This window comes from Streptomyces sp. NPDC007189 (assembly GCF_040703635.1).
Classification (GTDB): Bacteria; Actinomycetota; Actinomycetes; order Streptomycetales; family Streptomycetaceae; genus Streptomyces.
The window spans coordinates 190535-215006 of record NZ_JBEYEY010000004.1; the positions used below are offsets into that span (position 1 = coordinate 190535).

22 protein-coding genes and 1 pseudogene are annotated in these 24472 nt (G+C 72.4%); 11 read left to right on the plus strand and 12 right to left on the minus strand.

Annotated features, from left to right (window positions below; genetic code table 11):
- Positions 1-19: 19 nt before the first annotated feature.
- The 4 genes from AB0950_RS10010 to xylB form a co-directional block, all read right to left on the minus strand.
- A complete protein-coding gene (locus AB0950_RS10010; RefSeq protein ID WP_360146600.1) occupies positions 20-1033 on the minus strand; it encodes an acetamidase/formamidase family protein in 1014 nt (337 codons plus the stop codon).
- Positions 1034-1123: 90 nt separating this feature from the next.
- Positions 1124-2608, minus strand: coding sequence for an APC family permease (locus AB0950_RS10015; RefSeq protein ID WP_366778270.1), 1485 nt, complete (start codon positions 2606-2608; stop codon positions 1124-1126).
- Between the two features lie 280 nt (positions 2609-2888).
- The gene (locus AB0950_RS10020; protein WP_366778271.1) at positions 2889-4097 is read right to left on the minus strand and encodes an ROK family transcriptional regulator; all 1209 of its coding nucleotides are present in this window, start codon (positions 4095-4097) and stop codon (positions 2889-2891) included.
- 35 nt (positions 4098-4132) lie between these two features.
- Positions 4133-5587 carry a xylulokinase gene (xylB, locus tag AB0950_RS10025; protein WP_360146591.1) on the minus strand — a complete coding sequence of 485 codons (1455 nt, stop codon included), beginning with the start codon at positions 5585-5587 and terminating at the stop codon, positions 4133-4135.
- A gap of 152 nt (positions 5588-5739) precedes the next feature.
- On the opposite strand from xylB, the gene xylA reads away from it, so the two are divergent.
- Positions 5740-6906 carry a xylose isomerase gene (gene xylA / locus AB0950_RS10030; protein WP_360146588.1) on the plus strand — a complete coding sequence of 389 codons (1167 nt, stop codon included), beginning with the start codon at positions 5740-5742 and terminating at the stop codon, positions 6904-6906.
- 69 nt (positions 6907-6975) lie between these two features.
- On the opposite strand, the gene AB0950_RS10035 is transcribed toward xylA, so the two are convergent.
- On the minus strand, positions 6976-8316 hold the full coding sequence (locus AB0950_RS10035) for an esterase-like activity of phytase family protein (RefSeq protein ID WP_366778272.1): 1341 nt from the start codon (positions 8314-8316) through the stop codon (positions 6976-6978).
- Positions 8317-8703: 387 nt separating this feature from the next.
- Here AB0950_RS10035 and AB0950_RS10040 point away from each other — a divergent pair, with 387 nt between their 5' ends.
- A complete protein-coding gene (locus AB0950_RS10040; RefSeq protein WP_330341434.1) occupies positions 8704-8886 on the plus strand; it encodes a hypothetical protein in 183 nt (60 codons plus the stop codon).
- 367 nt (positions 8887-9253) lie between these two features.
- Here AB0950_RS10040 and AB0950_RS10045 read toward each other — a convergent pair whose 3' ends face one another.
- Together AB0950_RS10045 and AB0950_RS10050 are read right to left on the minus strand one after the other, a co-directional pair.
- On the minus strand, positions 9254-10111 hold the full coding sequence (locus AB0950_RS10045) for a hypothetical protein (RefSeq protein WP_360146581.1): 858 nt from the start codon (positions 10109-10111) through the stop codon (positions 9254-9256).
- Between the two features lie 143 nt (positions 10112-10254).
- The gene (locus AB0950_RS10050) at positions 10255-10539 is read right to left on the minus strand and encodes a hypothetical protein (protein ID WP_366778430.1); all 285 of its coding nucleotides are present in this window, start codon (positions 10537-10539) and stop codon (positions 10255-10257) included.
- A 110-nt stretch (positions 10540-10649) separates the two neighbouring features.
- On the opposite strand from AB0950_RS10050, the gene AB0950_RS10055 reads away from it, so the two are divergent.
- Complete coding sequence (locus tag AB0950_RS10055; protein ID WP_366778273.1) at positions 10650-11555, plus strand: oxygenase MpaB family protein; 906 nt, start codon at positions 10650-10652, stop codon at positions 11553-11555.
- Here AB0950_RS10055 and AB0950_RS10060 read toward each other — a convergent pair.
- Positions 11532-12065, minus strand: a complete 534-nt coding sequence (locus AB0950_RS10060) for a PadR family transcriptional regulator (RefSeq protein WP_360147181.1) — start codon at positions 12063-12065, stop codon at positions 11532-11534. The two genes, AB0950_RS10055 and AB0950_RS10060, sit on opposite strands and share 24 nt — an antisense overlap.
- 111 nt (positions 12066-12176) lie before the next feature.
- Here AB0950_RS10060 and AB0950_RS10065 point away from each other — a divergent pair, with 111 nt between their 5' ends.
- A complete protein-coding gene (locus tag AB0950_RS10065; RefSeq protein WP_360146575.1) occupies positions 12177-12932 on the plus strand; it encodes an alpha/beta hydrolase in 756 nt (251 codons plus the stop codon).
- Positions 12933-12950: 18 nt separating this feature from the next.
- Here AB0950_RS10065 and AB0950_RS10070 read toward each other — a convergent pair whose 3' ends face one another.
- Positions 12951-13559 (minus strand): class I SAM-dependent methyltransferase, encoded by a 609-nt coding sequence (locus AB0950_RS10070; protein WP_360146572.1) that lies wholly within the window; start codon positions 13557-13559, stop codon positions 12951-12953.
- 150 nt (positions 13560-13709) lie between these two features.
- Here AB0950_RS10070 and AB0950_RS10075 point away from each other — a divergent pair, with 150 nt between their 5' ends.
- The 5 genes from AB0950_RS10075 to AB0950_RS10095 all read left to right on the plus strand — a co-directional run bounded on the left by AB0950_RS10075 (position 13710) and on the right by AB0950_RS10095 (position 18711).
- A complete protein-coding gene (locus tag AB0950_RS10075; protein ID WP_360146569.1) occupies positions 13710-14483 on the plus strand; it encodes an MHYT domain-containing protein in 774 nt (257 codons plus the stop codon).
- 48 nt (positions 14484-14531) lie between these two features.
- On the plus strand, positions 14532-17048 hold the full coding sequence (locus AB0950_RS10080; protein WP_366778274.1) for a nitrate- and nitrite sensing domain-containing protein: 2517 nt from the start codon (positions 14532-14534) through the stop codon (positions 17046-17048).
- Positions 17045-17482: a roadblock/LC7 domain-containing protein gene (locus tag AB0950_RS10085; RefSeq protein WP_360146563.1), complete on the plus strand. Its 438-nt coding sequence runs from the start codon at positions 17045-17047 to the stop codon at positions 17480-17482. Before AB0950_RS10080 ends, AB0950_RS10085 begins: the two co-directional genes overlap by 4 nt.
- An 18-nt stretch (positions 17483-17500) precedes the next feature.
- Positions 17501-17911 carry a DUF742 domain-containing protein gene (locus AB0950_RS10090; protein WP_360146560.1) on the plus strand — a complete coding sequence of 137 codons (411 nt, stop codon included), beginning with the start codon at positions 17501-17503 and terminating at the stop codon, positions 17909-17911.
- Positions 17912-18108: 197 nt separating this feature from the next.
- On the plus strand, positions 18109-18711 hold the full coding sequence (locus AB0950_RS10095) for an ATP/GTP-binding protein (protein WP_360146557.1): 603 nt from the start codon (positions 18109-18111) through the stop codon (positions 18709-18711).
- Between the two features lie 9 nt (positions 18712-18720).
- On the opposite strand, the gene AB0950_RS10100 is transcribed toward AB0950_RS10095, so the two are convergent.
- Positions 18721-19149: a PPOX class F420-dependent oxidoreductase gene (locus tag AB0950_RS10100; protein WP_360146554.1), complete on the minus strand. Its 429-nt coding sequence runs from the start codon at positions 19147-19149 to the stop codon at positions 18721-18723.
- 91 nt (positions 19150-19240) lie between these two features.
- On the opposite strand from AB0950_RS10100, the gene AB0950_RS10105 reads away from it, so the two are divergent.
- Both AB0950_RS10105 and AB0950_RS10110 read left to right on the plus strand, forming a co-directional pair.
- Complete coding sequence (locus tag AB0950_RS10105; protein WP_360146551.1) at positions 19241-19654, plus strand: roadblock/LC7 domain-containing protein; 414 nt, start codon at positions 19241-19243, stop codon at positions 19652-19654.
- A 126-nt stretch (positions 19655-19780) separates the two neighbouring features.
- Positions 19781-20563: pseudogene (locus AB0950_RS10110) on the plus strand (DUF6397 family protein); the annotation flags it as partial.
- 406 nt (positions 20564-20969) lie between these two features.
- Here AB0950_RS10110 and AB0950_RS10115 read toward each other — a convergent pair.
- Entirely contained in the window at positions 20970-21836 is an 867-nt protein-coding gene (locus AB0950_RS10115) for an acyl-CoA thioesterase II (protein ID WP_366778275.1), read from the minus strand.
- A 40-nt stretch (positions 21837-21876) separates the two neighbouring features.
- The gene (locus tag AB0950_RS10120; protein WP_360146545.1) at positions 21877-24390 is read right to left on the minus strand and encodes a DUF3516 domain-containing protein; all 2514 of its coding nucleotides are present in this window, start codon (positions 24388-24390) and stop codon (positions 21877-21879) included.
- Positions 24391-24472: the final 82 nt, after the last annotated feature.

Here is a 24472-nt window from a genome sequence, read left to right on the forward strand (position 1 = left end):
CCGGGGAACGCCGCCGGTGTCAGCTCCGCAGGGATTGCGCGGTCTCCCGCAGCCGCGCGTGCACGCCCCGGTATGTCTCCCGGGCCGGCAGCCACTCCTTGCGGATCTTGGCCACGCACGTGTAGTTCGTGTCGCACACGTTGGCCAACGGCGACTCGACCGCCTGGGTTGCGAATTGGTATGCGTCCGGCTCACTGAACCCGTAGTCGCGCACCAGCCACTGCACCAGGTCCAGCTGCGATATCCGGAACGCGTCCTCCAGCGGGCGGGCCGAGCCGGTGGAAACGATGTGGGTGTCCGACTCCAGCCGGGGCCACGGCGTGGCGACGTCCTTGAGGAGCTCCACGACCACCACGGTGTTCATGGCGCACTCCACCGCCACCCCGCAGGTCTCGCCCTCGCCCTGCCGGGCGTGCCCGTCGCCGAGGCTGAGCAGGGCGCCCTCGACATTGACCCCCAGGTAGCAGGTGACACCGGCCCGCATCTCGGGCGTGTCCATGTTCCCGCCGTGCGCGTCCGGGACCAGGGCCGAGCGCACCTCCAGATTGGCGGGCGCCACGCCCACGGTGCCGTGCATGGGATCCATGGGCAGCTCGACCTCGATGTCGCTGTCCCGCGCCTGGAACAGGGCGGTGCGCCGCGCGCGGTCCAGCTGCCAGATCCAGACGCGCTCCGGCAGCGGCGGCTGCAGCGAGGCCGTGGTGTGCGTGGAGGTGAGCGCGCCGAACAGCGGGACCGTCGTGGACGCCGCCCAGTCGCGGGCCGGTTCGATCGACACGAAGTGCACGGCCACGGTGTCACCCGGTTCGGCGCCCTCGATGTGGAAGGGGCCGGTCTGCGGATTGAGGAACGGGAACTCGCAGACCTCCGAGACGAGGTCCTTCTCGGACCGCACCCGGCCGGCGAAGCAGTCCTCCGTGTACAGGTCGAGGACCGTGCCGGGCGCGATCCGCGCCACGGGAGGCGCACCGCCGAACGTCCAGGCGTAGGCGTCCGGTTCCGGGCGCACGGTCAGGATGCGGGGGTCGGTCATCGCGGAGGTGGTCCCTTCTGCGGGGAAGGCGGGAAGGCGGGAAGGCGGAAGGCCGGGGAGAGGGGGAGCAGCGGACGGTGCGCCCGCAGGTCACCGGGGTACGGTCCCGTCCCGCCGTGGCCCGGCGGGGTCGTACGCGTCGAGGTGCACCCGGGCGGTCTCGGCTATGCGCTCGGGATGACGCCGTATCAGCAGGATCAGCACCACCACGCCCACCGCCATCCAGACTGCGACGATCGGACCGGCGTAGGAGACCGGGGCCGTGAGCGCGGTGACGAAGTCGAAGACCGGGAGGCCGGCGGCCGTCAGCAGGGCCGGGACGAAGGCCGCGATGCCGAGCACCGGGAACAGCAGATGCCGTACCGGCGCGAAGGCGGCCCGGCCGTCCCGCAGGAAGTAGCCGGCGCAGGCGAGGTTCACGACGATGTAGACGCCGACGACGACCGTGACGATCACCGTGGCGAGCAGCAGGAAGGCGGTCACCGGGTCGTAGCCGAACCCGAGCCCCAGCACGGCCGCGACCGCCACCACGGTCTGCAGCGCGATACCGGCGACGGGGGAGCGATGCCGGGGGTGGAGGGTGGCGAGAAGCCGGGGCAGGACCCGGATGCGGGCCAGAGCGAAGGCGGTACGGGTGGAGACGTTGGCGCACGCGTTGGCGTTGGCGATCGTGGAGTTGACCACCGCCAGGAACACCAGCACCCAGAACAGGCCGAAGGAGGCCCGGGCCACTCCGTCCCAGGAGGCAGCGCCCGACGTACCGAACTTCGCGAAGCGGTCGGGGCCGAAGTAGACCGTCATCGCATAGGTGGTGATCACATAGAACAGGCCGATGCCCAGAGCCGCCCCGAGGACCGCGCGGTGCATCGTCCGCCGCGGGTTCCGGGTCTCCTCGGCGAGCGGCGCCGCGGCCTCGAACCCGGCGAACGCCAGCACCGTGTAGACGGACCCGGCGAACACGCCGCTGATCCCGGCGTGACCGTCGGCGGTGTGCGAAGTGCCGAAGACCGACAGGGTGTTGGCGTCACCGGCCTTGCCGATGAGCAGGGCCGCGAACACCAGGAAGACGAGGATCTCGAAGACGCCGAGGACGGTGCCGAAGCGGGCCGAAGCCCGGACGCCGAGATAGCCGGCGACGGCGATCACACCGGCGCCCGCCAGGGACCACGGCCACCACAGGTCCGCCGGATACGACGACCACTCCTCGTGGAGCGTGCCCGCCGCCGTGAAGCCCAGCTGCAGAAGCAGCAGGGGCGGGACGAGCATCTCCACGAAGACGTAACCCCAGCCGACGAGGAATCCGACCGCGGGGTGCAGCCCGTGCGCGGCATACGTGGCCACCGAGCCGGCGGCCGGCAGCTCCCGGGCCAGCTCGGCCACGCACGACGCGGTGAACAGACAGGCCACCAGGGCGATCAGCACCGCCAGCGGCAGGCTGCCGCCCGCGAAGGCGGCACCGGCGGGAATCGACGCGGCCACCGCTGCGGCCGGCGCCATCGCCGTCACGCTCTGGAACAGCACCTCGCGCAGGCCGACGGCATCGCGGCGCAGCGTCCCGGTCGTCTCCTCGTGCATGTGCGTCCCCCGATGTCTGTCAGCCCACTGCCACCCGATGCGTGTGAAGTACCGTCAACCGCTCGAGGCAGGGCGACACTGACGGAGCGTCGGCCGTGCCTCGCGTGAATCACGGTACGGCGCGGGCGGGTTGGGCAGAAGAGCACGCACCGGTTCCGTGGAGAAGCCTCCGCTTGTGGAAAACCCGGCCACCCGATCGGGTGAACACCGGGCGTCGGCAGGCACCGGGGCCCGGCAGGCATCGAGGCCCGGTGGTCGGAGGTCGCGGGGGCTCGAGGCGTCAGGCGTGTTCCGCGACGAGCGCAGGGTCGTCCAGTACGCCCCGGACGACCGAGTGCGCGGCGCCCAGCAGGGGGCCCTGCGAGCCCAGTCGGGACACGGTGACCGGGCACGCGGGGCCCGCCGTGCGGCTCGTCAGTTCCGTCTCCAGGGACGGCAGCAGCCAGGGGGACAGTCCGGCCAGGGCGCCGCCGAGGACCACCGTCTCGGGGTCGAGGAGATTCACGGCCCCGGTGAGGGCTATGCCGAGCGCCGTACCGGCCTCGCGCAGGGCTGCCCGTACGCTCTCGTCGCCCTGCTCGGCGCGCCCGGCGAGCAGCCCCACCAGGTCCTCGCGCGGTTCCAGCCCGGCCGCGCGCAGCACCGCCTCCTCGCCCGCGTACTGCTCAAGGCAGCCGCGGCCACCGCACGCACAGGGCGGCCCGTCCGGCCGTACCGGCACATGGCCCAGCTCGCCCGCGAAGCCGCGGGTGCCGTGCAGCAGCCCGCCGTCCACCACGACCGCCGCGCCGATGCCGATCTCGGCCGACACGTGCAGGAAGTCGCGCGGTGTGCCCTCGCCGAGCCACAGCTCCGCGAGCGCGCCGAAGTTGGCCTCGTTGCCCACGGTCAGCGGCCACTCTCCGGGCAGCAGGGCGCCGAGGTCGGTGTGCTGCCATTCGAGGTTCGGGGCGCGCACGACGGTGCGGCCGTCGCGCGCCACGAGTCCGGGCACGGCGACCGCGAGCCCGGCGGGCCAGAGGGCCTCCCGCTCCGCCTCCGCGACGACCTGGCGCACCAGCTCGGTGAGTTCCCCGATCACCGGCTCCGGCGCCCGGCCCCGGTTCGCCGTGTGCCGCACCGCCCGGGCGCGCACCGTGCCGCGCAGGTCCACCGCGCAGACCGCGAGATGATCGACGCCGATCTCCGCGCCGATCCCCGCCGGACCGCGGCCGGACACCGCGAGCGCGGAACCGGGCCGGCCCACCCGGCCCGGCCGCTCCGGGCCCAGCTCCTCCAGCAGACCCCACCGGATCAGCTCGTCCACCAGCGTCGACACGGCGGCCCTGGTCAGCCCGATGCGCGTGGCGACCGCGGCCCGCGACAGCGAGCCCTCGGCGCTCACGGCGTGCATCACGCGTGCCAGATTGCGCCGGCGCATGCCCTGCTGGGTGTCCGGCAGGGCGCGGCCGGCGGCCGGCGGGTGTGCCTCGTGCGGCGGTGCGGTCATGCCTGGCGTCGATCCTCCGTGTCTGCCGCCCGGTCTCAGGCGCGCGATGTGGTCTGCGTCCCCCGGTCCAGCAGCGGGGCCGCGTCGGAGAGTACCCCGGTGATCCGGTCCAGCGTCCGCTGGTCCCGCTCCACGGCCTCCAGCACGGGGCCCGCGGCCGTGTTCCAGCGGCGGGCCACCGCGGCCGGGTCCTCGCCGGTGAGCAGGCCGGCGGCCTGTGCCGCTGCCCCTAGGGCGACGAGTTCCCTGGCCTCGGGGACCTGGACCGGCCGGCCGGACAGCCGCCGTACCGTCTGCTGCCAGGCCGTCCCCCGGGCCCCGCCGCCGATCAGTATCAGCGGGGTGCTGCGGTCCGCGTCCTCGTCCAGGACCAGGTCGAGCGCGCCGAGCAGGGCGTGCACGGCGCCGTCGTACGCGGCCTGCAGCAGCTGCCCGGGAGTCGTGTCATGGCGCAGGCCGTGCAGCAGGCCGGAGGCGTTCGGCAGGTTCGGGGTGCGCTCGCCGTCCAGGTACGGCAGCAGGGTCACCGAGCCGCCGGGCTCCACCGCCTCGCGGTCCAGGCCCAGCAGCGCCGCGACGCGGTCCACAGCGAGCGTGCAGTTCAGGGTGCAGGCCAGGGGCAGCCAGTCGCCGTGGGCGTCGGCGAAGCCCGCCACCGTGCCGGTCGGATCGGCCGGGCGGCGCCGGGAGACGGCGTAGACCGTGCCGGACGTGCCGAGGCTGAGCACCGGGGTGCCGGGCCGCAGGCCGAGACCGAGCGCCGCCGCCGCGTTGTCGCCGGTGCCCGGAGCGACCAGCGTGCCCTTGGAGAACGGCAGGTCGTGGCTGTCGCGCACGGTGCCGGCCACCTCACCCGGCCGTACCACCCGGGGCAGCAGCGCCGGGTCGAGCCCCACGTGCGCGAGGGTCTCGGGGTCGTACGCCTCCGTGCCGGACGACCACCAGCCGGTGCCGGAGGCGTCGCCGCGGTCGGTCGTGCCCTGCCCGGTCAGGCGCTCGGTGAGGTAGTCGTGCGGGAGCCGGACCGCCCTCGTCGCGCGGACCGACTCCGGCTCGTGTTCGGCGAGCCACGCCCACTTCGTGACCGTGAACGACGCGCCGGGCACGCTGCCCGTGCGCTCCGCCCAGGCCTTCGGCCCGCCCAGCTCCTCCACCAGGCGGCGGGCCTGCGGCGCCGAGCGGACGTCGTTCCACAGGAGCGCCGGACGTACCGGCTCGCCCCGCTCGTCCAGCGTGACCAGTCCGTGCTGCTGGCCGCCGATCGACACAGCGGCGGCCTCGTGCGCCGCGTCGCCGCACTGGCTGAGCGCCTCGCACAGCGCGTCCCACCACTGGCGCGGATCGCTCTCGCGGCCCGCGCCGGAGGACACGGTGTGCGGCGCCTGGCCGCTCGCCACCACGCGGCCGGTGGCCGCGTCGACGACCAGTGCCTTCGTGGACTGGGTGGACGTGTCCACGCCGACGACGAGCGGACCCTCGGCTGCTGACATGGGGCTCTCCCTTTTCCGCGACGTTCCGCGACTTCGTGACTTTCTACGACTCTGCGGGACAAAGACATCTTGGCTCTTCCCAGGGACGCGAGCGCATACTAATTTGTAAACGGCCATGACGAAATAGCCGCCACGCAGCAAGGAGCCGTCGCATGAGCTACCAGCCCACCCCCGAGGACAGGTTCACCTTCGGTCTGTGGACCGTCGGCTGGCAGGGGAGGGACCCCTTCGGTGACGCCACCCGCGGCGCCCTCGACCCGGTCGAGACGGTGCAGCGCCTGGCCGAGCTGGGTGCCCACGGAGTGACCTTCCACGACGACGACCTGATCCCCTTCGGGTCCTCGGACACCGAGCGCGAGTCGCACATCAAGCGGTTCCGGCAGGCCCTGGACGCCACCGGCATGACCGTGCCGATGGCCACCACCAACCTGTTCACCCACCCCGTCTTCAAGGACGGCGCGTTCACCGCCAACGACCGCGACGTGCGCCGCTACGCGCTGCGCAAGACCATCCGCAACATCGACCTGGCGGTCGAACTGGGCGCCAAGACGTACGTCGCCTGGGGCGGGCGCGAGGGCGCCGAGTCCGGCGCCGCGAAGGACGTGCGCGCGGCCCTGGACCGCATGAAGGAGGCCTTCGACCTGCTGGGCGAGTACGTCACCGCCCAGGGCTACGACATCCGCTTCGCCATCGAGCCGAAGCCGAACGAGCCGCGCGGCGACATCCTGCTGCCCACCGTCGGCCACGCGCTGGCCTTCATCGAGCGCCTGGAGCGCCCGGAGCTGTACGGCGTCAACCCCGAGGTCGGGCACGAGCAGATGGCGGGCCTGAACTTCCCGCACGGCATCGCGCAGGCCCTGTGGGCGGGCAAGCTGTTCCACATCGACCTCAACGGCCAGTCCGGCATCAAGTACGACCAGGACCTCCGCTTCGGCGCCGGCGACCTGCGGGCGGCGTTCTGGCTGGTCGACCTGCTGGAGAGCGCCGGTTACGAAGGCCCGCGCCACTTCGACTTCAAGCCGCCGCGCACCGAGGACCTGGACGGTGTGTGGGCCTCGGCCGCGGGCTGCATGCGCAACTACCTCATCCTCAAGGAGCGCGCCGCCGCCTTCCGCGCCGACCCCGAGGTCCAGGAGGCCCTGCGCGCCTCACGCCTGGACCAGCTCGCCCAGCCGACGGCTGCGGACGGCCTGGAGGCGCTGCTCGCCGACCGCGCCGCCTTCGAGGACTTCGACGTCGATGCGGCCGCCGCGCGCGGGATGGCTTTCGAGCGTCTCGACCAGCTCGCCATGGACCACCTGCTCGGCGCCCGGGGCTGAGCGCACCGAGGGCCGGGGGGCGGCACCCGTCGCCGCCCCGGCCCTGCGGTCAGCTCTCGTTCGGACTGCTCACAGACCCCTGGGCAGCCGGACGTCCACCACGGTCGTCCTGATCCCGCTGTCGACGAGCCGGCCCTGCGCGTCGAAGGCGCCCGCGCCGTCGGTCATCCCGAAGTCGTTGTCGTTGGCGAGGGCGAGCGTGTCGTGGTCCACGCGCGCGATGCCCTCGACTTTCTGCGGCACGCCGCCGACCGTGTTCAGGTCCACCACGAGCCGCTTGGCCGGCAACGGCACTCCGGCGGACGCCGGATCGTCCAGCTGCTCCAGGGACGGCGAGGTCGAGCCGTCGTCCCAAGGGCCGCCCAGAATGCTCGACGTGCGCTTCAGCCGGACCAGTTGGAGCCGGGCCGCCTTGTCCGTGCGCTCCTCGACGAGGAGCCGGTCGCCGCCCACGGCCACCAGCGAGGGGATCTTCAGTTCGGAAGTGTCGTCCTCGCCCGGGTCGACCACGTTCACCGGGTCGAACCGATAGGCGTACTCGGCGGTGACGGCCTTCGCGCGCGGCGAGAAACGCAGCAGCCGCGTGGTGCGTGAGGCGTCCCCGGTGTCCGTGTCCGGCAGCGACAGGGGGCTCTGCAGGGCCATCACCAGGTCGCCGTCGGGAAGCTGCGCCAGCCCCTCGAACCCCCGGTTGACCTTGCGGTGCAGGAAGACCGACGGCAGCGCCTCCACCACCGGATAGTCCGTGCCGGTCAGGCCGAGGCCCTTGGGCACGTAGCGGGTGAGCACCTTCCCGCGCGCGGAGACGTGGATCAGCGAGGGACCGTACTCGTCGACGAGCCAGAACGTCCCGTCCGCGGCGCGCACGATGCCCTCCGTGTCGAGCCCGTTCGGGTCGTACGGCAGCGGCGTCTTCGCGTCGTAGGTGTACGGCGCCTCGTCCCGGCCCTGCTGGTCGGGCAGCCCGGTGACGGCCTTGCCGGAGGACGTAGTCAGCGGGATCGCGTCGACGACCTGGATCGTGTCTCCCGAGACCCGGATCTTGACGATCGCCGGATCGAATCCCGGCACTGGGAACGTGCGGCGCTTGGTGCCGTCGACCTTGATCTGCCCGTTGGGGCCGCGGTCGGTCACGGTCCAGTACTCGCCCTTGCGGCCCGCCGGGTAGATGTCGCTGCCGATGCCGCCGAGCTTCACCCCGTGGTCGTCGTCGACGCTGCCCGGCAGCAGGGCGTTGCTGAACGCGCCGAGCGGGATCTCGCCGAGCGTCGCCGTGCGGACGACGCGGGCGCCCCGGGACAGCGCCGCGGTCGCCGTTCCCGCGGCCACCAGGACCGCGGCCAGAGCCAGCGGCAGACCAGTGGCGACGGAACGGGGGATGCGGCGCCGGCCGGAATCAGGGGTGGACATCGGGCCTCCCGGGGGACAAGTTCCTTGACAGCGGCCAGGTCTGGGCCCCATGAGGAACGCCGCACGGTGTCGGGATCAACGGCCGGTGTCGGCCGCTCATCGGATCACGGGGTGCAGCACGTCGGGAGGGCGGTCAGCGGAATGCCGGCGTCGTGATCGGGGCACTTCACAATCTGTTCGAGTGGTGGCCCTGCTTCATGGCGTACGTGAGGACGCCGTGCGACGGTCCGTGAGGGAGCGGCGGCGTCCGGACGTCCCGCGGGGGGCGGCCTCATCCACTAGGGGGCGGGTCTCGGGGATGTCTCAGGGGCGGAATGCGGAACCGCGGGGAGCGGGGGGCCGTTTCCAGTGCAGAGAGCGGCAGAGGCCGCGAAGGAGGCAACGCTCATGTCCAACACAGCGAAGATCGCCGTCGGGGGAGTGGCGGTCGGGTTGCTCCTGCTGATCTGGCTGCCCTGGTGGGTGGCGTTCCTGATCGTGGTGGGTGTTCCGGTGGCCGGGTATCTGGCGCTGGACCCCGCGCAGCGGCGCAGGCTCCGCAGGGTCACCCGCAAGGAGCTGGGCCGCTGAGGGGGCGGCGGACGCCGTAGAGGGCGGCCCTGCCGGGCCCTCACGCCTCCTTGCACGCCGGGCGGCCGTCTGGGCGGGGGCGGCGGTCCGGCCCGCGGGTGGCCGGCGGTCGTCGCCGGGTGCGGGAGGCGCCGGTTCCTGGCAGACGTCGTACGGTCGAGGGAGGCACCGGTTCGCCTCGGGCGTCGCCCGGTCGAGGGAGGCACCGGTTCGCCGCGAGAGTCGTCCGGTCGAGGCGAGGCGCTGCTTCCGCACGGCCGTCGCCCGGCTGCGATGCCGGCCCCGGACCCCGGACGCCGTCCGCCGTGGACGAGCCGCGGGGCCCGGCTCGCCTCGCCGGGGGGCGGCGAGCCGGGCCCCGGCCGACTTAGAGGGGCCGTACGGCCATCTTGTCGAGTGCCTCCAGCAGGCCCGGCAGTTCGGGCCCCCGGCCCACCGGCAGGACCTCGCCGGGCTCTTCGTCGAGCAGGACGAAGGCGATGTCGTCGGTGCGGGCCACGATCGACCAGCCGGGGCCGTCGGCGCGCAGCGTACGGGCGTCCCCCGGGGCGAACGACGAGCGCACCCGGCCGAGCGGCGGCGGCGAGTCGACATAGGCGCGGGCCTCCGCGAGCACCCGCCTGACTCCCCGGTGGCCGCTCTGCGGCACGGCCCGCTCGCCCTCCGGCGAGGACTCCTCGGCCTTCTCCCGCGCCTCCGGCGTGTCCCCGTCGGGCGTGGAGAACTGCGCGTCGTCGATCTGCTCCCGCCACTGCGCCCACTGCAGGGCTATCTCGTCGGCGCCCAGCCGGCGCTGGGCCGGTCCCCAGGAGCTCGTGTCCGGCGGCCTCAGCGCGGGCCGGTCCGCCACCTCGGGACCGGGGTCGTGCGGGGCGGGGACACCGGGAGCCGCGACGGCGACGGCCAGCGGCCAGCCCGGCAGGGCGGCCACGACCGCGCGCTCGTCCGGGGACAGCTCGTACTCCATGCCGCAGTCCCAGGACGCGATCGCCACGGCGACCAGCGAGACGTCGTCGATCACGACCGTCCAGCGGGCGCCCGTGCCGTCCTGGCCCAGCACCAGGCCGTACCCGTCGGCGAGGGGCGCGAGACCCAGCGCCGCGCACGCCTCCGGATAGTCGTCGCCCAGAACGCTCGGAAACTGCGCCGGCGTCAGCAGCACCGCCGTCAGCACGTACAGCGCATCGTCCGCGGCGGCGCCGGCTTCGTCGTCGGCTCCGGCCATCCCTGCCTCCCAGTGGTTCGTCCAACGGCGCGCACCCTAGTGCGAGCGCAAGCCGCTTGTCACGACTCCTCACACCACGCGGACCTGCAGGTTTCCGCCTGGACGGGGGCGAAACGACCACGGTGGGACCAGGGCCTGTCCGCTCAGCCCGTGGGCAGTCCGAGCAGATCGCGGGCCACCGACGCGGGCGACTGGTCGCGCTCCCGGGCCAGCGCGACGACGGCCCGGCAGGCGAGTTCGCTCACCCCGAACGACAGCGCTTCCGGCGGCACCCAGCCCGCCGCCTCCTCGATCCGGTCCTGATCGTCCTCCGCGCGGGCCACGACATAGGCGGCCGCGGCTTCGAACAAGTTGTGCGCGCGCCTCTGCCGAGTGCCCGCCGGCTGCGGGTGCGCGGCGGTGCGGAGTCTCGTGGCGTACTTGCGTATCAGGCCGAACACGCGGACCGCCCTCCCCCCGAACGGGGTCGTCGTCGATCGCTCATCTGCTCCCTCTCAACGTAGAGTTGGACTTTCTGCGGCAGAAGGGGGACGACGCAGTGAAGCGTTTCGAGCGGCTCGGGCAGATCCGCCGGCTGGACCCGGTGGCGGACGCGCTGGAGATCTACCGGCTCAGTGTGGCGTTCGAGTTTCCCTGGGACTACACCCGTGCACTGGAACTGGCCCTGTACCGCACCTACGCCGTGCCGAGCATCGGCCGGCTGCTCGCCGAGACGGCGGAGCTGACCGAGCGCACCCAGAAGCGGTACGACGACACCGTGCTGCTCCTCGACACCGTCGTCGAGCACGGCTTCGCCGGCGCGGAGGGGCGTACCGCGATCCGCCGCATCAACCAGATGCACCGCAGCTACGACATCAGCGACGACGACATGCGGTACGTGCTGAGCACCTTCGTGGTGATGCCCAGGCGCTGGATCGACGCCTACGGCTGGCGCCGCCTGTCCCGGCATGAGATCGTCGCCGCCACCGAGTACTACCGCACCCTCGGCCGGCACATGGGCATCCCCGGGATCCCCGCTACCTACGAGGAGTTCGAGGACCTGCTCGACGCGTACGAGAAGGAGCACTTCGCCTGGGACGAGCGGTCCCGGCGGGTCTCCGACGCCACACTCGCTCTGATGGCGTCCTGGTATCCGCGCCCACTGGCACCGTTGCTGCGCACCGCGACGCTCGCCCTGCTCGACGAGCCGCTGCTGCGCGCGTTCCGCTACACCCCGCCCGGCGCGGCGACGACGGCGTCGGTGCGCCGGGCCGTACGCGCGCGTGGCCGGCTCGTCCGGCTGCTGCCACCGCGCCGCTCGCCGCACTTCGCACGTCAGAACTGGGAGGTCAAGGGCTACCCGGACGGCTACCGGGTGGCCGACCTGGGCACCCGGCCGGTTCCCGGGCTGCGCGGCTGCCCGGTGCGGCACACGGGCGCGTCAGCGGCCGACGTCGCCGAGTGAGGCCAGGGTGTCGCGCAGCCAGGCCAGTTCGGCCCGGCTCGTGGCACGCGCGATGGTGAGGACACCGCGCCGGAACGGGTCGTCCAGCTCCTCGGCGCGAAGCGGCCGGTCACCGTCGTAGAAGAAACTCGCCGGCTCCTGCAGAAAGGCCAGCCGGCGGCGCAGTACGGCCGCCTGGGCGACGGGGTCCTCCAGGTGCCGCAGGAACGCGAGCAGCGTGAACCAGTGGTTCTCGTCGGTGATCTCGCGCTGCGCGGGCTCGGCCAGCCGGCGCTTCAGCTCTCGCCTGCCCTCCTCGGTCAGCCTCAGCACATGCCGCGGTGCCGCCACGGCGCCCGGCTCGGTGGCCCGGACCAGCAGGCCAGCCTTCTCCAGCCGTTTGATCGCCGGGTACAGCGTGCTCTCGGCGACCGGTCGCACATGCCCGGTGAGGGCCGCGATGTGCCGGCGCAGGACGTATCCGTGCAGCGGGGCGTCGTAGAGGAAACCGAGGATGGCGAGTTCGAGCACGACCGCAGTCTCGCGCAGGGCGAGGTACTTCGGCAATGTCATACTCCTTCGTCGTCATACCTCGAGACCGATGTATAGTCGCCGTGTCGCAGGACGGCAGGGGAGGGTGATGTGAAGCAGGCCGTGTTCGACCGTGAGGGCAGCCGGATCCGCTGGACCGAGGCGCCGGGGGCGGAGCCGGCGCGGGTGTATCTGCACGGGCTCGGCTCGATGTCCGCCGTGTATCACGCCCACATCGCGGCCCGGCCCGAACTGGCGGGCCGACGCAGCCTGTTCATCGACCTGCCGGGACACGGCCTGAGCGACCGGCCCGGCACGTTCGGCTACACGCTGCAGGAGCACGCCGACGCCGTGGCGGCCGCCCTGGACGAAGCCGGGGTCCGCGGCGCGGAGTTGATCGCGCACAGCATGGGCGGCGCCGTGGCCATCGTGCTCGCCCACCGGCGGCCCGACCTCGTCTCCCGGCTCGTCCTCACCGAGGCCAACCTGGACGCCTTCCCGCCGCTCACGGCCGGCAGCGGTGCAATCGCCTCCTATGAAGAGGACGATTTCGTCGACGTGCAGTACGCGCGTGTGCTGGAGCGCGTCGGCCCGCTGTGGGCGGCCACCATGCGGCTGGCCGACCCGCGAGCCCTGCACCGCAGCGCCGTCGGGCTGTGCCGGGGCTCCGACCCGGTGATGCGCACCCTGTTGGAGAAGCTGCCCGTCGACCGGGTCTACCTCCAGGGGGAGCACAGCGGCGAACTGCCGGGCCGGGAGACCCTGGAGGCCGCCGGAGTGCGCGTGGTGACGGTGCCCGGCGCCGGGCACAACGTCATGTTCGACAACCCCGACGCCTTCGCGGCGGCCGTCGCCGGCACGGACTGACCCGGCCGGCCCTCGACGCTATGACGAGCGGTCCCCGCGCACCGCGACCGCGAGGAAACGCGTGTTCTCATCGACGTACGACGTCAGGCGCCACCCCGAACGCGCCAGCAGCGGACGCAGGTTGTGCTCGGCGCGCAGGTCGTCCGGGGTGATCCGGCGGCCCTGACGCGCCGCCAGCGCCGCCCGTCCTATGGGGTGGAACAGCGCGAGCACGCCATCGGGCCGTACGACACGGGCCAGTTCGCGCAGGTTCTGCTCCGGCCGCGGCAGGTGGGAGATCAGGCCGGCCGCGAACACGGCGTCCAGCGCCGCCGACCGCAGCGGCAGCGCGGTGACGTCCGCCAGCAGCAGCCGCCCCTCCCGGTGCCGGCGGGCCCGTACGGCGGCGTCGAGCATCGCCGGGGTCAGGTCGGCGCCGAGCACCACCCCGGAGGGGCCCACGGCGGCACGCAGCGGTGGCAGAGCGCGCCCCGTGCCGCACCCCGCGTCCAGCACCCGGTCGCCCGTCCGCAGCCCGATGTCGGCGACCGCGGCCGTGTAGGCGGGGCCGTCGTCGGGGAACCGGGTGTCCCAGTCGGTCGCGCGTGCGGTGAAGAACTTCTGCACATGTGTGTGGTCGTCGCTCATGTTGCGCATGATTCCTCACCGTCACGGGGGATCCATAGGCGCACATGTTCGGGCCGGACCCGGTCGTTCCGTCGCATCCGGTGTCATATTCCAACAGCTTTCGAAATGCGCCCCCTGTGTGCGCCCGTGCCCCCCTAGCGTCCCTTGGCCATGGGACACCTGGACCACGCCGCCTTCGGCTGGCTGACCCCCGTGCTGTCGTACGTCATGGCGTGCACGGGCGCCGCTCTCGGTCTGCGCTGCACCGTCCGCGCGCTCGCCACCACCGGCCGCTCACGCCGGAATTGGCTCATCACCGCCGCTTCCGCCATCGGGACCGGCATCTGGACCATGCACTTCGTGGCCATGCTCGGCTTCCGCGTGAGCGGTACCGACATCCGCTACGACGTGCCGCTGACCATCCTCAGCCTCCTGGTCGCCATGGCGGTCGTCTGCGCCGGCGTCTTCACCGTCGGCTACAGCCGCGACCGCAACCGGGCGCTCATCGTCGGCGGCCTCACCACCGGGCTGGGCGTCGCCAGCATGCACTACCTGGGCATGGCGGCCGTCCGGCTCCACGGCGACATCAGGTACGACCCGCTTCTCGTCGGCGTGTCGGTGCTGATCGCCGTCGTGGCGGCGACCGCGGCCCTGTGGGCCGGCCTCAACATCAAGTCGCCCCTCGCGGTCACCGTCGCCTCCCTCCTCATGGGAGCGGCCGTCAGCAGCATGCACTACACCGGGATGTTCGCGGTGAGCGTGCGTGTCGACCCCTCCGGCGAGCCCCTGCCCGGGGCCACGGCGATGCAGTTCATCTTCCCCCTCGCCGTCGGCCTCGGGTCCTACCTGTTCATCACCTCCGCCTTCGTCGCGCTCTCACCCACGGCGGGCGAGCGGGAGGCCTCCGCGTCCGCCCAGCGGCCCGTCGAAAGCATCGCCCGCTAGCGGGAGCCCGGAGAGAGCGCCCCGACCCACGTCCCGAGCGAGGAGGCCATGCGCCCACCCCGTACCAGCCCGAAAGCCGGCGCCCCCGCGCACCCGCCGCGCGGCCGCCGCGCACACGCCGGACCGCCCGCCGCCGAGGGAGCCGGCCGCCCGCTCGGCACATCCGCCGCCATGCCACGCGCGCGTGGCGACCGCCTGCGCCTGCGCCCCCGCACCGTACGCGCCAAGGTGGTCAGCCTGCTGATGGTGCCCGTCGTCTCCCTGCTCGCCCTGTGGGGGTACGCCACCGTCACCACCGCCCAGGACGTCGCCCGGCTGCGGCAGTCCCAGCGCGTCGACGCCGAACTGCGCACCCCGCTGGCCGCGGCCGTCACCGCCCTCGAGGCCGAGCGCACCGCGGCCGTGCGTCACGCCACCGCGCCGAGCGCCGACGGCAGCGACCTGCGGGGTCTGGCCGCCCGCACCGACCGGGCCGTGGCCAAGCTGCGGCTCGGCGGCGACAACACCGTCGCCGACAGCGAGGACCTGCCCGCAGGCGTCTCCGGGCGCCTCAGCGCCTTCGTCACCGGTGCCGGGCACCTGCGCGCCCTGCGCACCTCCGTGCTCGACCGCCGAGCCGGCTGGGACACGGCGTACGGGCAGTACACGAAGACCATCGACGCGGCCTTCGCCGTGGACGGAGCCCTCAGCGGCATCCAGCGCGCCGACATCGGCTCCGACGCGCGCGTGCTGCTCGAATTCGGCCGGGCCGCCGAGGCGTTGGCCCAGGAGGACACCCTGATCGGCAGCGGGCGGCTGCAGGGCCAACGCCTCCGCCTGTTCGACGCCGCCGTCGCCGCGCGCCGTACCCTCACCGAGGCCGCCGTCGCCGACCTGCCCGAAGCCCAGCGCACCGCCTGGCAGAGCTTGGCCGACAGCGACTCCTACACCGCCCTCCGCACCGCCGAGGACAAGATCATCGCGTCGGGACCGGGTGCCGGAGCGGCCGACGCGGACGCCTGGAACGCCGCCCACGCGCGCGTGCGGGACGGGATGCAGGGCATCGCGGCGGACACCGGCCGCGCCGTCGCGGGCCGCGCCGACCCGTTCACGCGCGGCCTGCTCAGCACCGCGGGCGCCGCCGTGCTCCTCGGCCTGGTCGCCGTCGCCGCCTCCCTCGTCATCTCCGTCCGCATCGGCCGCGGCCTCGTGATCGAACTCGTCAGCCTGCGCAACGACGCCCTGGAGATCGCCCGCCGCAAACTCCCCGAAGCGATGCGCAGACTGCGCGCCGGCGAGGAGATCGACATCCAGGCCGAGGCACCCGTAGGACCGCCCGCGGAGGACGAGACCGGTCAGGTCTCGGAGGCCCTGACCACGGTCCACCGCGCCGCCCTGCACGCCGCCGTGGAACGCGCCGAACTCGCCAGCGGCATCTCCGGCGTCTTCGTCAACCTGGCGCGCCGCAGCCAGGTGCTGGTGCACCGTCAGCTCAGCCTCCTGGACAGTATGGAGCGCCGCTCGGAGGACCCCAACGAGCTGGGCGACCTGTTCCGGCTGGACCACCTCACCACGCGCATGCGGCGGCACGCCGAGAGCCTGATCATCCTCTCGGGCGCCGCGCCGGGGCGGGCCTGGCGCATGCCGGTGTCCCTGACCAACGTCGTACGGGCCGCCGTGTCCGAGATCGAGGACTACGCGCGCGTGGAGGTGCGTCAGCTCCCCGAGGCCCATGTCATCGGCGCCGCCGTCGCCGACCTGACCCACCTGCTCGCCGAACTCGTCGAGAACGCCGCGCAGTTCTCGCCTCCCCACACACGCGTGCGCGTCACCGGCGAGCCCGTCGGCAACGGCTACGCCCTGGAGGTCGAGGACCGGGGGCTCGGCATGGGCCCCGAGACCCTCGCGGAGGCCAATCGCCGTATCGAGCAGTCCGAGGCCCTCGACCTGTTCGACAGCGACCGGCTCGGACTCTTCGTGGTCAGCCGCCTCGCCTCCCGGCACGGCGTCAAGGTGCATCTGCGGACCTCCCCCTACGGAGGCACCACCGCCGTCGTCCTGCTGCCGACCGCCCTGCTGCACGGCGGCGCGGTCGAACACGTCTCCCACCACGGCGAGCAGGCCCGTCACGAGCGGGAACGCGAGTACGCGCGTGTGCCCGGCATGAGCGAGCGTCAGGAGGCCGTCGCCGCGCTGTCGGACCGGCCCGCCCTCGCGGCCACCGCTCCCGGCCCGCACGGCGCCGCCGACCCGCCGGGCCCGCACACAATCGCCGACGAAACCCCGCCCCCCGGAGTCACCACCTTGCGGCTGCACCGACCGCCCGGCGACTCCCAGAACACCGACGACCTCCCACGCCGGGTGCGTCAGGCGAACCTCGCCCCCCAGCTCCGCAAGCAGCGCCCCGAAACACCCGCACCGGAAACCGCACGGCACGACGACGAACGGCGCACCCCCGAACTGGTACGGGACCGCATGGCGGCCTACCGCGACGGATGGGTCCGCGGCGGCGGCAGACGGCCCGGCCGCGGCGCCACCCCCGCTCCCGGAACGGGCACGCACAGCAGCGAAGGAGACCCGGCATGATCCAGGACCCGAACACGAGGGCCGGACAGCGCTCCGGCGAACTGGACTGGTTGCTCGACGACCTGGTGATGCGCGTCAGCGAGGTACGGCACGCCGTCGTCCTCTCCAACGACGGGCTGGCCGTCGGCGCCTCCACCGGCCTCGCCCGGGAGGACGCCGAGCACCTCGCCGCCGTCGCCTCCGGCTTCAACAGCCTGGCCAAGGGCGCCGGACGGCACTTCGGAGCGGGGGGCGTCCGCCAGACGATGGTCGAGATGGACGACGCGTTCCTCTTCGTCGCCGCCGCCGGCGACGGCTCCTGCCTGGCCCTGCTCACCGCCGTCACCGCCGACATCGGACTGGTCGCCTACGAGATGGCCCGCCTGGTCAAGCGGGTCGGCGAGCACCTCTACACGCCGCCGCGCGTCGTCGCGCAGCCGCCCGCGGCCGGATGACCCCGTAAGGCGGCGCCGATGAACGAGAACCAGAGCGGCCCCTGGGAGCCGCCGGGCAGCCAGTGGTACGACGGCGAGGCCGGACCACTGGTGCGCCCCTACGCGATGACGGGCGGGCGCACCCAGCCGGGTCCCACCGGGGTGCGCTTCGACCTGATCGCCCTCGTCACCCTCGACCCCGCGGCACCGGCACTCGACGACGTCGCGCTCGGCCCCGAACACCGGGCCCTGATCGAGCTGTGCCGCACGGAGACGCAGTCCGTCGCCGAACTCGCCGCGGACGCTGACCTTCCGGTCGGCGTGGTCAGGGTGCTCCTCGGCGATCTCCTGGAACTCGGCTGCGTGGTCATCAGCCGTCCCGTGCCGCCGGCGCACCTGCCCGACGAGCGGATTCTCCGCGAGGTCATCGAGGGACTGCGAGCGCTGTAGATGACCGTTCCGAAGCCGCCGTGCGCCGCGCAGCGACCCGGTCCGGGCTCCTTTCGCCCCCGACCGGACGCAGGCCGGTCAGATCAGGTGCGTTTCGGTCCCACCACCCCGAGACGCCGCTCCGTTGCCATGATGCTGCCTTCGCGCCCGCAGCACACGGACGCCGACCGCAGCCGGTCCTCCCGAGAGAAGTGATCATGCTCACCGAGACTTCCGACGCCGTCGGCGACACCTCCGCCCTGGCACTGAAGATACTGGTCGCCGGCGGGTTCGGGGTCGGCAAGACGACCCTGGTCGGGGCCGTCAGCGAGATCCGGCCGCTGCGCACCGAGGAACTCCTCAGCGAGGCCGGGCAACTGGTGGACGACACCGACGGCGTGGACCAGAAGGTCACCACCACCGTCGCCATGGACTTCGGGCGCATCACCATCCGCTCCGGTCTGTCCCTCTACCTCTTCGGCACGCCGGGACAGGACCGCTTCTGGTTCCTCTGGGACGAGTTGTCCCAGGGCGCCCTCGGCGCCGTCGTCCTCGCGGACACCCGGCGCCTGGAGGACTGCTTCCCCGCGGTCGACTACTTCGAGCACCGGCGCATCCCGTTCGTGGTCGCCGTCAACTGCTTCGCGGGGGCCCGCAACTACGGCGCCCACGACGTCTCCCGCGCCCTCGATCTGGACCGCGGCACCCCGGTGGTGCTGTGCGACGCCCGCGACCGGGACTCCGGCAAGGAAGTCCTGATCCGGCTCGTGGAGTACGCCGGGCGGATGCACACCGCCCGGCTGCTGGACTCGGTCGGCTGAACCCTCCCCTCAGGCCGCCAGATCCTTCACGGCCACCACCTGGTCGACCGGCACCCGGACCAGCAGCTCACCCGGAACGCCGTTGCGGGCGCCGTACTCCTCGGCGCGGTCCTCGCCCATGTACCGGGCGGCGATCCGGGTGGCCCAGTGCCGCAGCTCGTCCAGGTCCTCCGACAGCCGTGCCCGGCCGTTCAGCACCACGAAGTGGAACGGCGGCCGGTCGTCGTCCACGCACAGGGCCACGCGCCCGTCGCGGGCGAGATTGCGCCCTTTCACCGTTTCCCTCCCGGTGTTGAAGACCAGTTCGTCACCGTCCAGCAGAAACCAGATCGGGGCCACATGAGGGCTCCCATCGGCGCGAACGGTGGACAGTTTGCCCGTCCTGGTGCCGTGCGAGACGAACGCTCGCCATTCCTCGTCGGTCATCTTCTGTGCCATGCGCCCATCCTGCTTGCCCGTACGCCGGAGCTGGGGAAGGCTGGCGGAGAGTTCCTCCAGCCAGGGGGAGACATCACACGGGGAGACGGAGATGGCGCAGAACCAGGGACTCGACTGGCTCCTGGACGACCTGACCGAGCGAGTGGACGACGTGCGGCACGCGCTGGTCCTGTCGAACGACGGCCTGGTCACGAGCGCGAGCACGGGACTACGCCGGGAGGACGCCGAGCATCTGGCCGCCGTCGCGTCCGGGCTGCACAGCCTGGCGAAGGGGTCCGGACGCCACTTCGGCGCCGGCAGGGTACGCCAGACCATGGTCGAGTACGACGACGCGGTGCTGTTCGTGACCGCGGCCGGCACCGGCAGCTGTCTGTGCGTGCTCAGCGCGGCGGAGGCCGACATCGGCCAGATCGCCTACGAGATGACGCTGCTCGTCCATCGCGTCGGCGAACACCTCGGCGTCGACGCCAGGCAACCGGAAAGAACCCCCATCGCAGACGCCTGACCAGCGGATTCTTGTCCTCCCGCGGAGTTATCCACAGGGCTGACACGCTGTGCGGGGTTACGGCTACGGTGGGTGCACGGCGCACACGCAGGGTGTGCGCCGATGACTCCACGGGGGAGTACGACCATGTCGTCCAGCACTTGCAGTCAGCCCCGCTCCGCCACCTGCACGCCGAGCCATGCCGCTCGGGAACTCGGCCTCAAGCGGGGTGAGTTCGAGCTCGCCGTGCACCTCGGCCTGGTCCGGACCGTGCCCGACGAGGGCGGGGGAGGGATCCGGAGGGTGGAGCGGACCGAGATCGACCGTCTTCGCGCACAGGAGGACCACCCGGAGACGCTGCGCGGGCGAGTGCGGGTGGTGGGCACCACCGAGGGCGCCGCGCTCATGGAGATCCCGGTCGGGCGGTTCAGCCGCCTCGCCCGTCTGGGCCTGCTCGTGCCGGTGAAGTGGTACCTGAACCGCTATCGAGCCGTGGTCTGGCTCTATCTGGCGGAGGACCTGCGGCAGTTCGTCTCCGACAGCAGCAACGTGCACCTGCTCAAGGGGCGCACGCCCGAGAATCTGCGCGGCCAGCTGGAGGCCGGGGTGGACCTGCGCGCCCGCAACTGGCGGGGACGACACCTCGGGTTCCTGCTGCGCCAGGCCGAGGACCCGTGGGTGCGGGCGGGAGCCGTGGCCGCCTTCCTCTCGCCCGTCGAGATCGCCGACGTCGTCAAGGATCCCTACGAGCGCGCCTATCTGCACCGCTTCCGGCTCGCACCACCCGGCCAGGGTGCTCCGGGATCGCCTGCCGCGCATCTCGCCGAGCGGATCACGACCGCGCAGGACGCGGACGAGATCGAGTGGCTGCGCAGCGACCTGGCCCATGTGCTGCAGGAGGCACGCGCTCTCACACCGGCCCCGCGTCCCCTTCCCCGCGGTGCGGCCGCGCCGGTCCGCCGAGCGGTCGCACGGCCCATTCCGCCCATGGCTCCCACGGTCACACGACCTGTGGCGCCGGCGGCACCTCCCTCGGCGGCACCCGGCGACAACCCGTCGGCGGCACGGGTGCCCGAGCCGCTGCCGGACCCTCCCGAGCCGGCGAGCGAACCCGTGAGCCGGGCGTTCGCCTGGCATGGCGCGCCGGTGATGCGGTCGGCTGCGCCGCCTCCGCGGCCCCACCGGGACAACCGCCGGGCCGAGCGTGCCCCGAGCCGCCCCACCCGCGGTCTGCGGGAGTGGCTGCGGCGGAGAAGTCCCCGCCCCGCGCGGCTCTGAGCCGCTCGGCCGCGGACTTCGGCGGCGAACGCCGCCCGCCGATTGCCGCGCCAGTGCGTCACAGGGCCCTGAACAGGCCTTCCTGCACGACCGAGACGAGCAGCCGGCCCTGACGGTCGTAGATACGCCCGCGAGCCAGGCCGCGGCCACCGGTGGCGATCGGCGACTCCTGGTCGTACAGGAACCACTCGTCCGCGCGGAACGGCCGGTGGAACCACATGGCGTGGTCCAGCGATGCCATGTCGAAGTTCCGCGGGCCCCACAGGGGTTCGACCGGGATGCGGACCGCGTCCAGCAGGGTCATGTCGCTGGCGTAGGTCAGCGCGCACGTGTGGACCAGCGGGTCGTCACCGAGCGGTCCGACCGCGCGCATCCACACGGCGCTGCGCGGCTCGGCTCCCTCGATCTCCTCGGCGTTCCAGCGCAGCCGGTCGACGTAGCGGATGTCGAAGGGCTGGCGGCGCGCCATCCGCTCCAACTGCTCCGGCAGCGCGCCCAGATGCTTGCGGACCTCCTCGGAGACCGTGGGCAGCGACTCAGGGTCCGGCATCTTACGGGCCGACGGCAGCTGGTGCTCGAACGGTCCTTCCTCAGGCTTGTGAAAGGAGGCGGTCAGATTGAAGATCGTGCGGCCCTGCTGCACGGCCGTGACCCGGCGTGTGGTGAACGACCGGCCGTCACGGACCCGCTCCACCTGGTACACGATCGGCACGCCGGGCCGGCCCGGTCGCAGGAAGTACGCGTGCAGCGAGTGCACCGGGCGGTCGCCGTCCGTGGTGCGGCCGGCGGCGACCAGCGCCTGGCCCGCCACCTGGCCGCCGAAGACCCGCTGCAGCGACTCCTGCGGGCTCCGGCCACGGAATATGTTGACCTCGATCTGCTCCAGGTCGAGCAGGTCGACCAGCTTCTCGGCCGGGTTCGTCATCGACGGGAATCTCCTTGGCTCACAACCGGTCGGGAAACGTTCACAGCTGGCCCACGTCGGTGACCCGGACGACGGCTCGGCCCTCGGCGTCCGAGGCCGCGAGGTCGATCTCCGCGCTGATGCCCCAGTCGTGGTCGTCGTTCGGATCGTCGAAGATCTGGCGGACGCGCCAGATGCCGTTCGCCGGCTCCTCGTTGATGACCAGCAGCTTGGGGCCGCGGGCGTCGGGACCGGTGCCGAGGTCGTCGTACTCGTCCCAGTACTTGTCCATCGCCTCGCCCCAGGCGTCCGCGTCCCAGCCGGACTCGGCGTCCATCTCGCCCAGTTCCTCGACCTGGTCGAGGGCGGCCAGCTCCACACGCCGGAACATGGCGTTGCGGACGAGCACCCGGAAGGCCCGCGCGTTGGTGGTGACCGGCTTGACCTCGTCGGCCTTCTCCTGGGCCTCCTCGGCGGTCATCTCCTCCGGGTTCGCGAGCTGCTCCCACTCGTCCAGCAGGCTGGAGTCCACCTGGCGCACCGTCTCGCCGAGCCACTCGATCAGGTCCTGCAAATCCTCGGACTTGAGATCGTCCGGGATGGTGTGGTCGAGGGTCTTGTAGGCGCTGGCGAGGTAGCGCAGCACGATGCCCTCGGTGCGCGCCAGCTCGTACAAGGACACCAACTCGGTGAAGGACAGCGCCCGTTCGTACATGTCCCGGACGACGGACTTCGGCGACAGCGGATGGTCGCCGACCCACGGGTGGCTCTTGCGGTAGGTGTTGTACGCGTGGAAGAGCAGCTCCTCCAGCGGCTTCGGGTAGGTGATGTCCTGGAGGCGCTCCATGCGCTCCTCGTACTCGACGCCGTCCGCCTTCATCGCGGCCACGGCCTCGCCGCGCGCCTTGTTCTGCTGGGCGACGAGGATCTGCCGGGGGTCGTCCAGGGTGGACTCGACGACGGACACCATGTCCAGGGCGTAGGACGGCGACTCGGGGTCGAGGAGTTCGAACGCGGCGAGCGCGAACGTGGACAGCGGCTGGTTGAGGGCGAAGTCCTGCTGGAGGTCGACCGTGAGCCGGACGATGCGGCCCTCGGCGTCGGGCTTGTCGAGCTTCTCCACGATGCCGCCGTCGAGCAGCGAGCGGTAGATCGCGATCGCCCGGCGGATGTGGCGCAGTTGCTGCTTGCGCGGCTCGTGGTTGTCCTCCAGGAGGTGACGCATCGCCTCGAACGCGTTGCCCGGACGGGCGATCACCGACAGCAGCATCGTGTGCGTCACCCGGAAACGCGAGGTCAGCGGCTCCGGTTCCGACTCGATCAGCTTCTGGAAGGTGTTCTCCGTCCAGCCGACAAAGCCCTCCGGCGCCTTCTTGCGCACCACCTTGCGCCGCTTCTTCGGGTCGTCGCCCGCCTTCGCAAGCGCCTTCTCGTTCTCGATGACGTGCTCCGGCGCCTGCGCCACGACGAGCCCCGCCGTGTCGAAGCCGGCGCGCCCGGCCCGGCCCGCGATCTGGTGGAACTCCCGGGCCCGCAGCGTGCGCACCCGGCTGCCGTCGTACTTGGTGAGGGCAGTGAACAGCACCGTGCGGATGGGCACGTTGACGCCCACGCCGAGCGTGTCCGTGCCGCAGATGACCTTCAGCAGACCGGCCTGCGCGAGCTTCTCCACCAGGCGCCGGTACTTGGGCAGCATGCCGGCGTGGTGCACGCCGATGCCGTGCCGTACGTAACGAGAGAGGTTGCGGCCGAACTTGGTGGTGAAGCGGAAGTTCCCGATCAGCTCGGCGATCTGGTCCTTCTCCTCGCGCGAGCACATGTTGATGCTCATCAGCGCCTGCGCCCGCTCCACGGCCTGCGCCTGCGTGAAGTGCACGATGTAGACCGGGGCCTGCTTGGACTCCAGCAGATCGGTGAGCGTCTCGGTGAGCGGGGTGAGCCTGTACTCGTAGGACAGCGGCACCGGACGGGTCGCCGAGCGGACCACCGAGGTGGGGCGGCCGGTGCGGCGCGTGAGGTCCTTCTCGAAGAAGGTCACATCACCCAAAGTGGCCGACATCAGGATGAACTGCGCCTGGGGGAGTTCCAGGATCGGGATCTGCCAGGCCCAGCCGCGATCGCCCTCGGCGTAGAAGTGGAACTCGTCCATGACGACCTGGCCGACGTCGGCGTGCTTGCCGTCGCGCAGCGCGATGGAGGCCAGCACCTCGGCGGTGCAGCAGATCACGGGAGCGTCGGCGTTCACGGAGGCGTCGCCGGTGAGCATGCCGACGTTCTCGGTGCCGAACAGCTTGCACAGCTCGAAGAACTTCTCCGACACCAGCGCCTTGATCGGGGCGGTGTAGAAGGTGACCTCGTCCCGGGCCAGTGCCGCGAAGTGGGCGCCCGCGGCGATCATGCTCTTGCCGGAGCCGGTGGGCGTCGAGACGATCACGTTCGCCCCGGAGACCACCTCGATCAGCGCCTCCTCCTGGTGCGGGTAGAGGGTGAGGCCGCGTTCCTGCGCCCACGACTCGAAGGCTTCGTACAGGGCGTCGGGGTCGGCGGTCGGCGGCAGCTGATCGATGAGGGTCACGCACCCATCTTGCCTGGCCTCCTCCCCGAGAGGGGAATCGGCTGCGGGCACGAAGATCGCGGCAGCTACGCTGTGGCGCCGA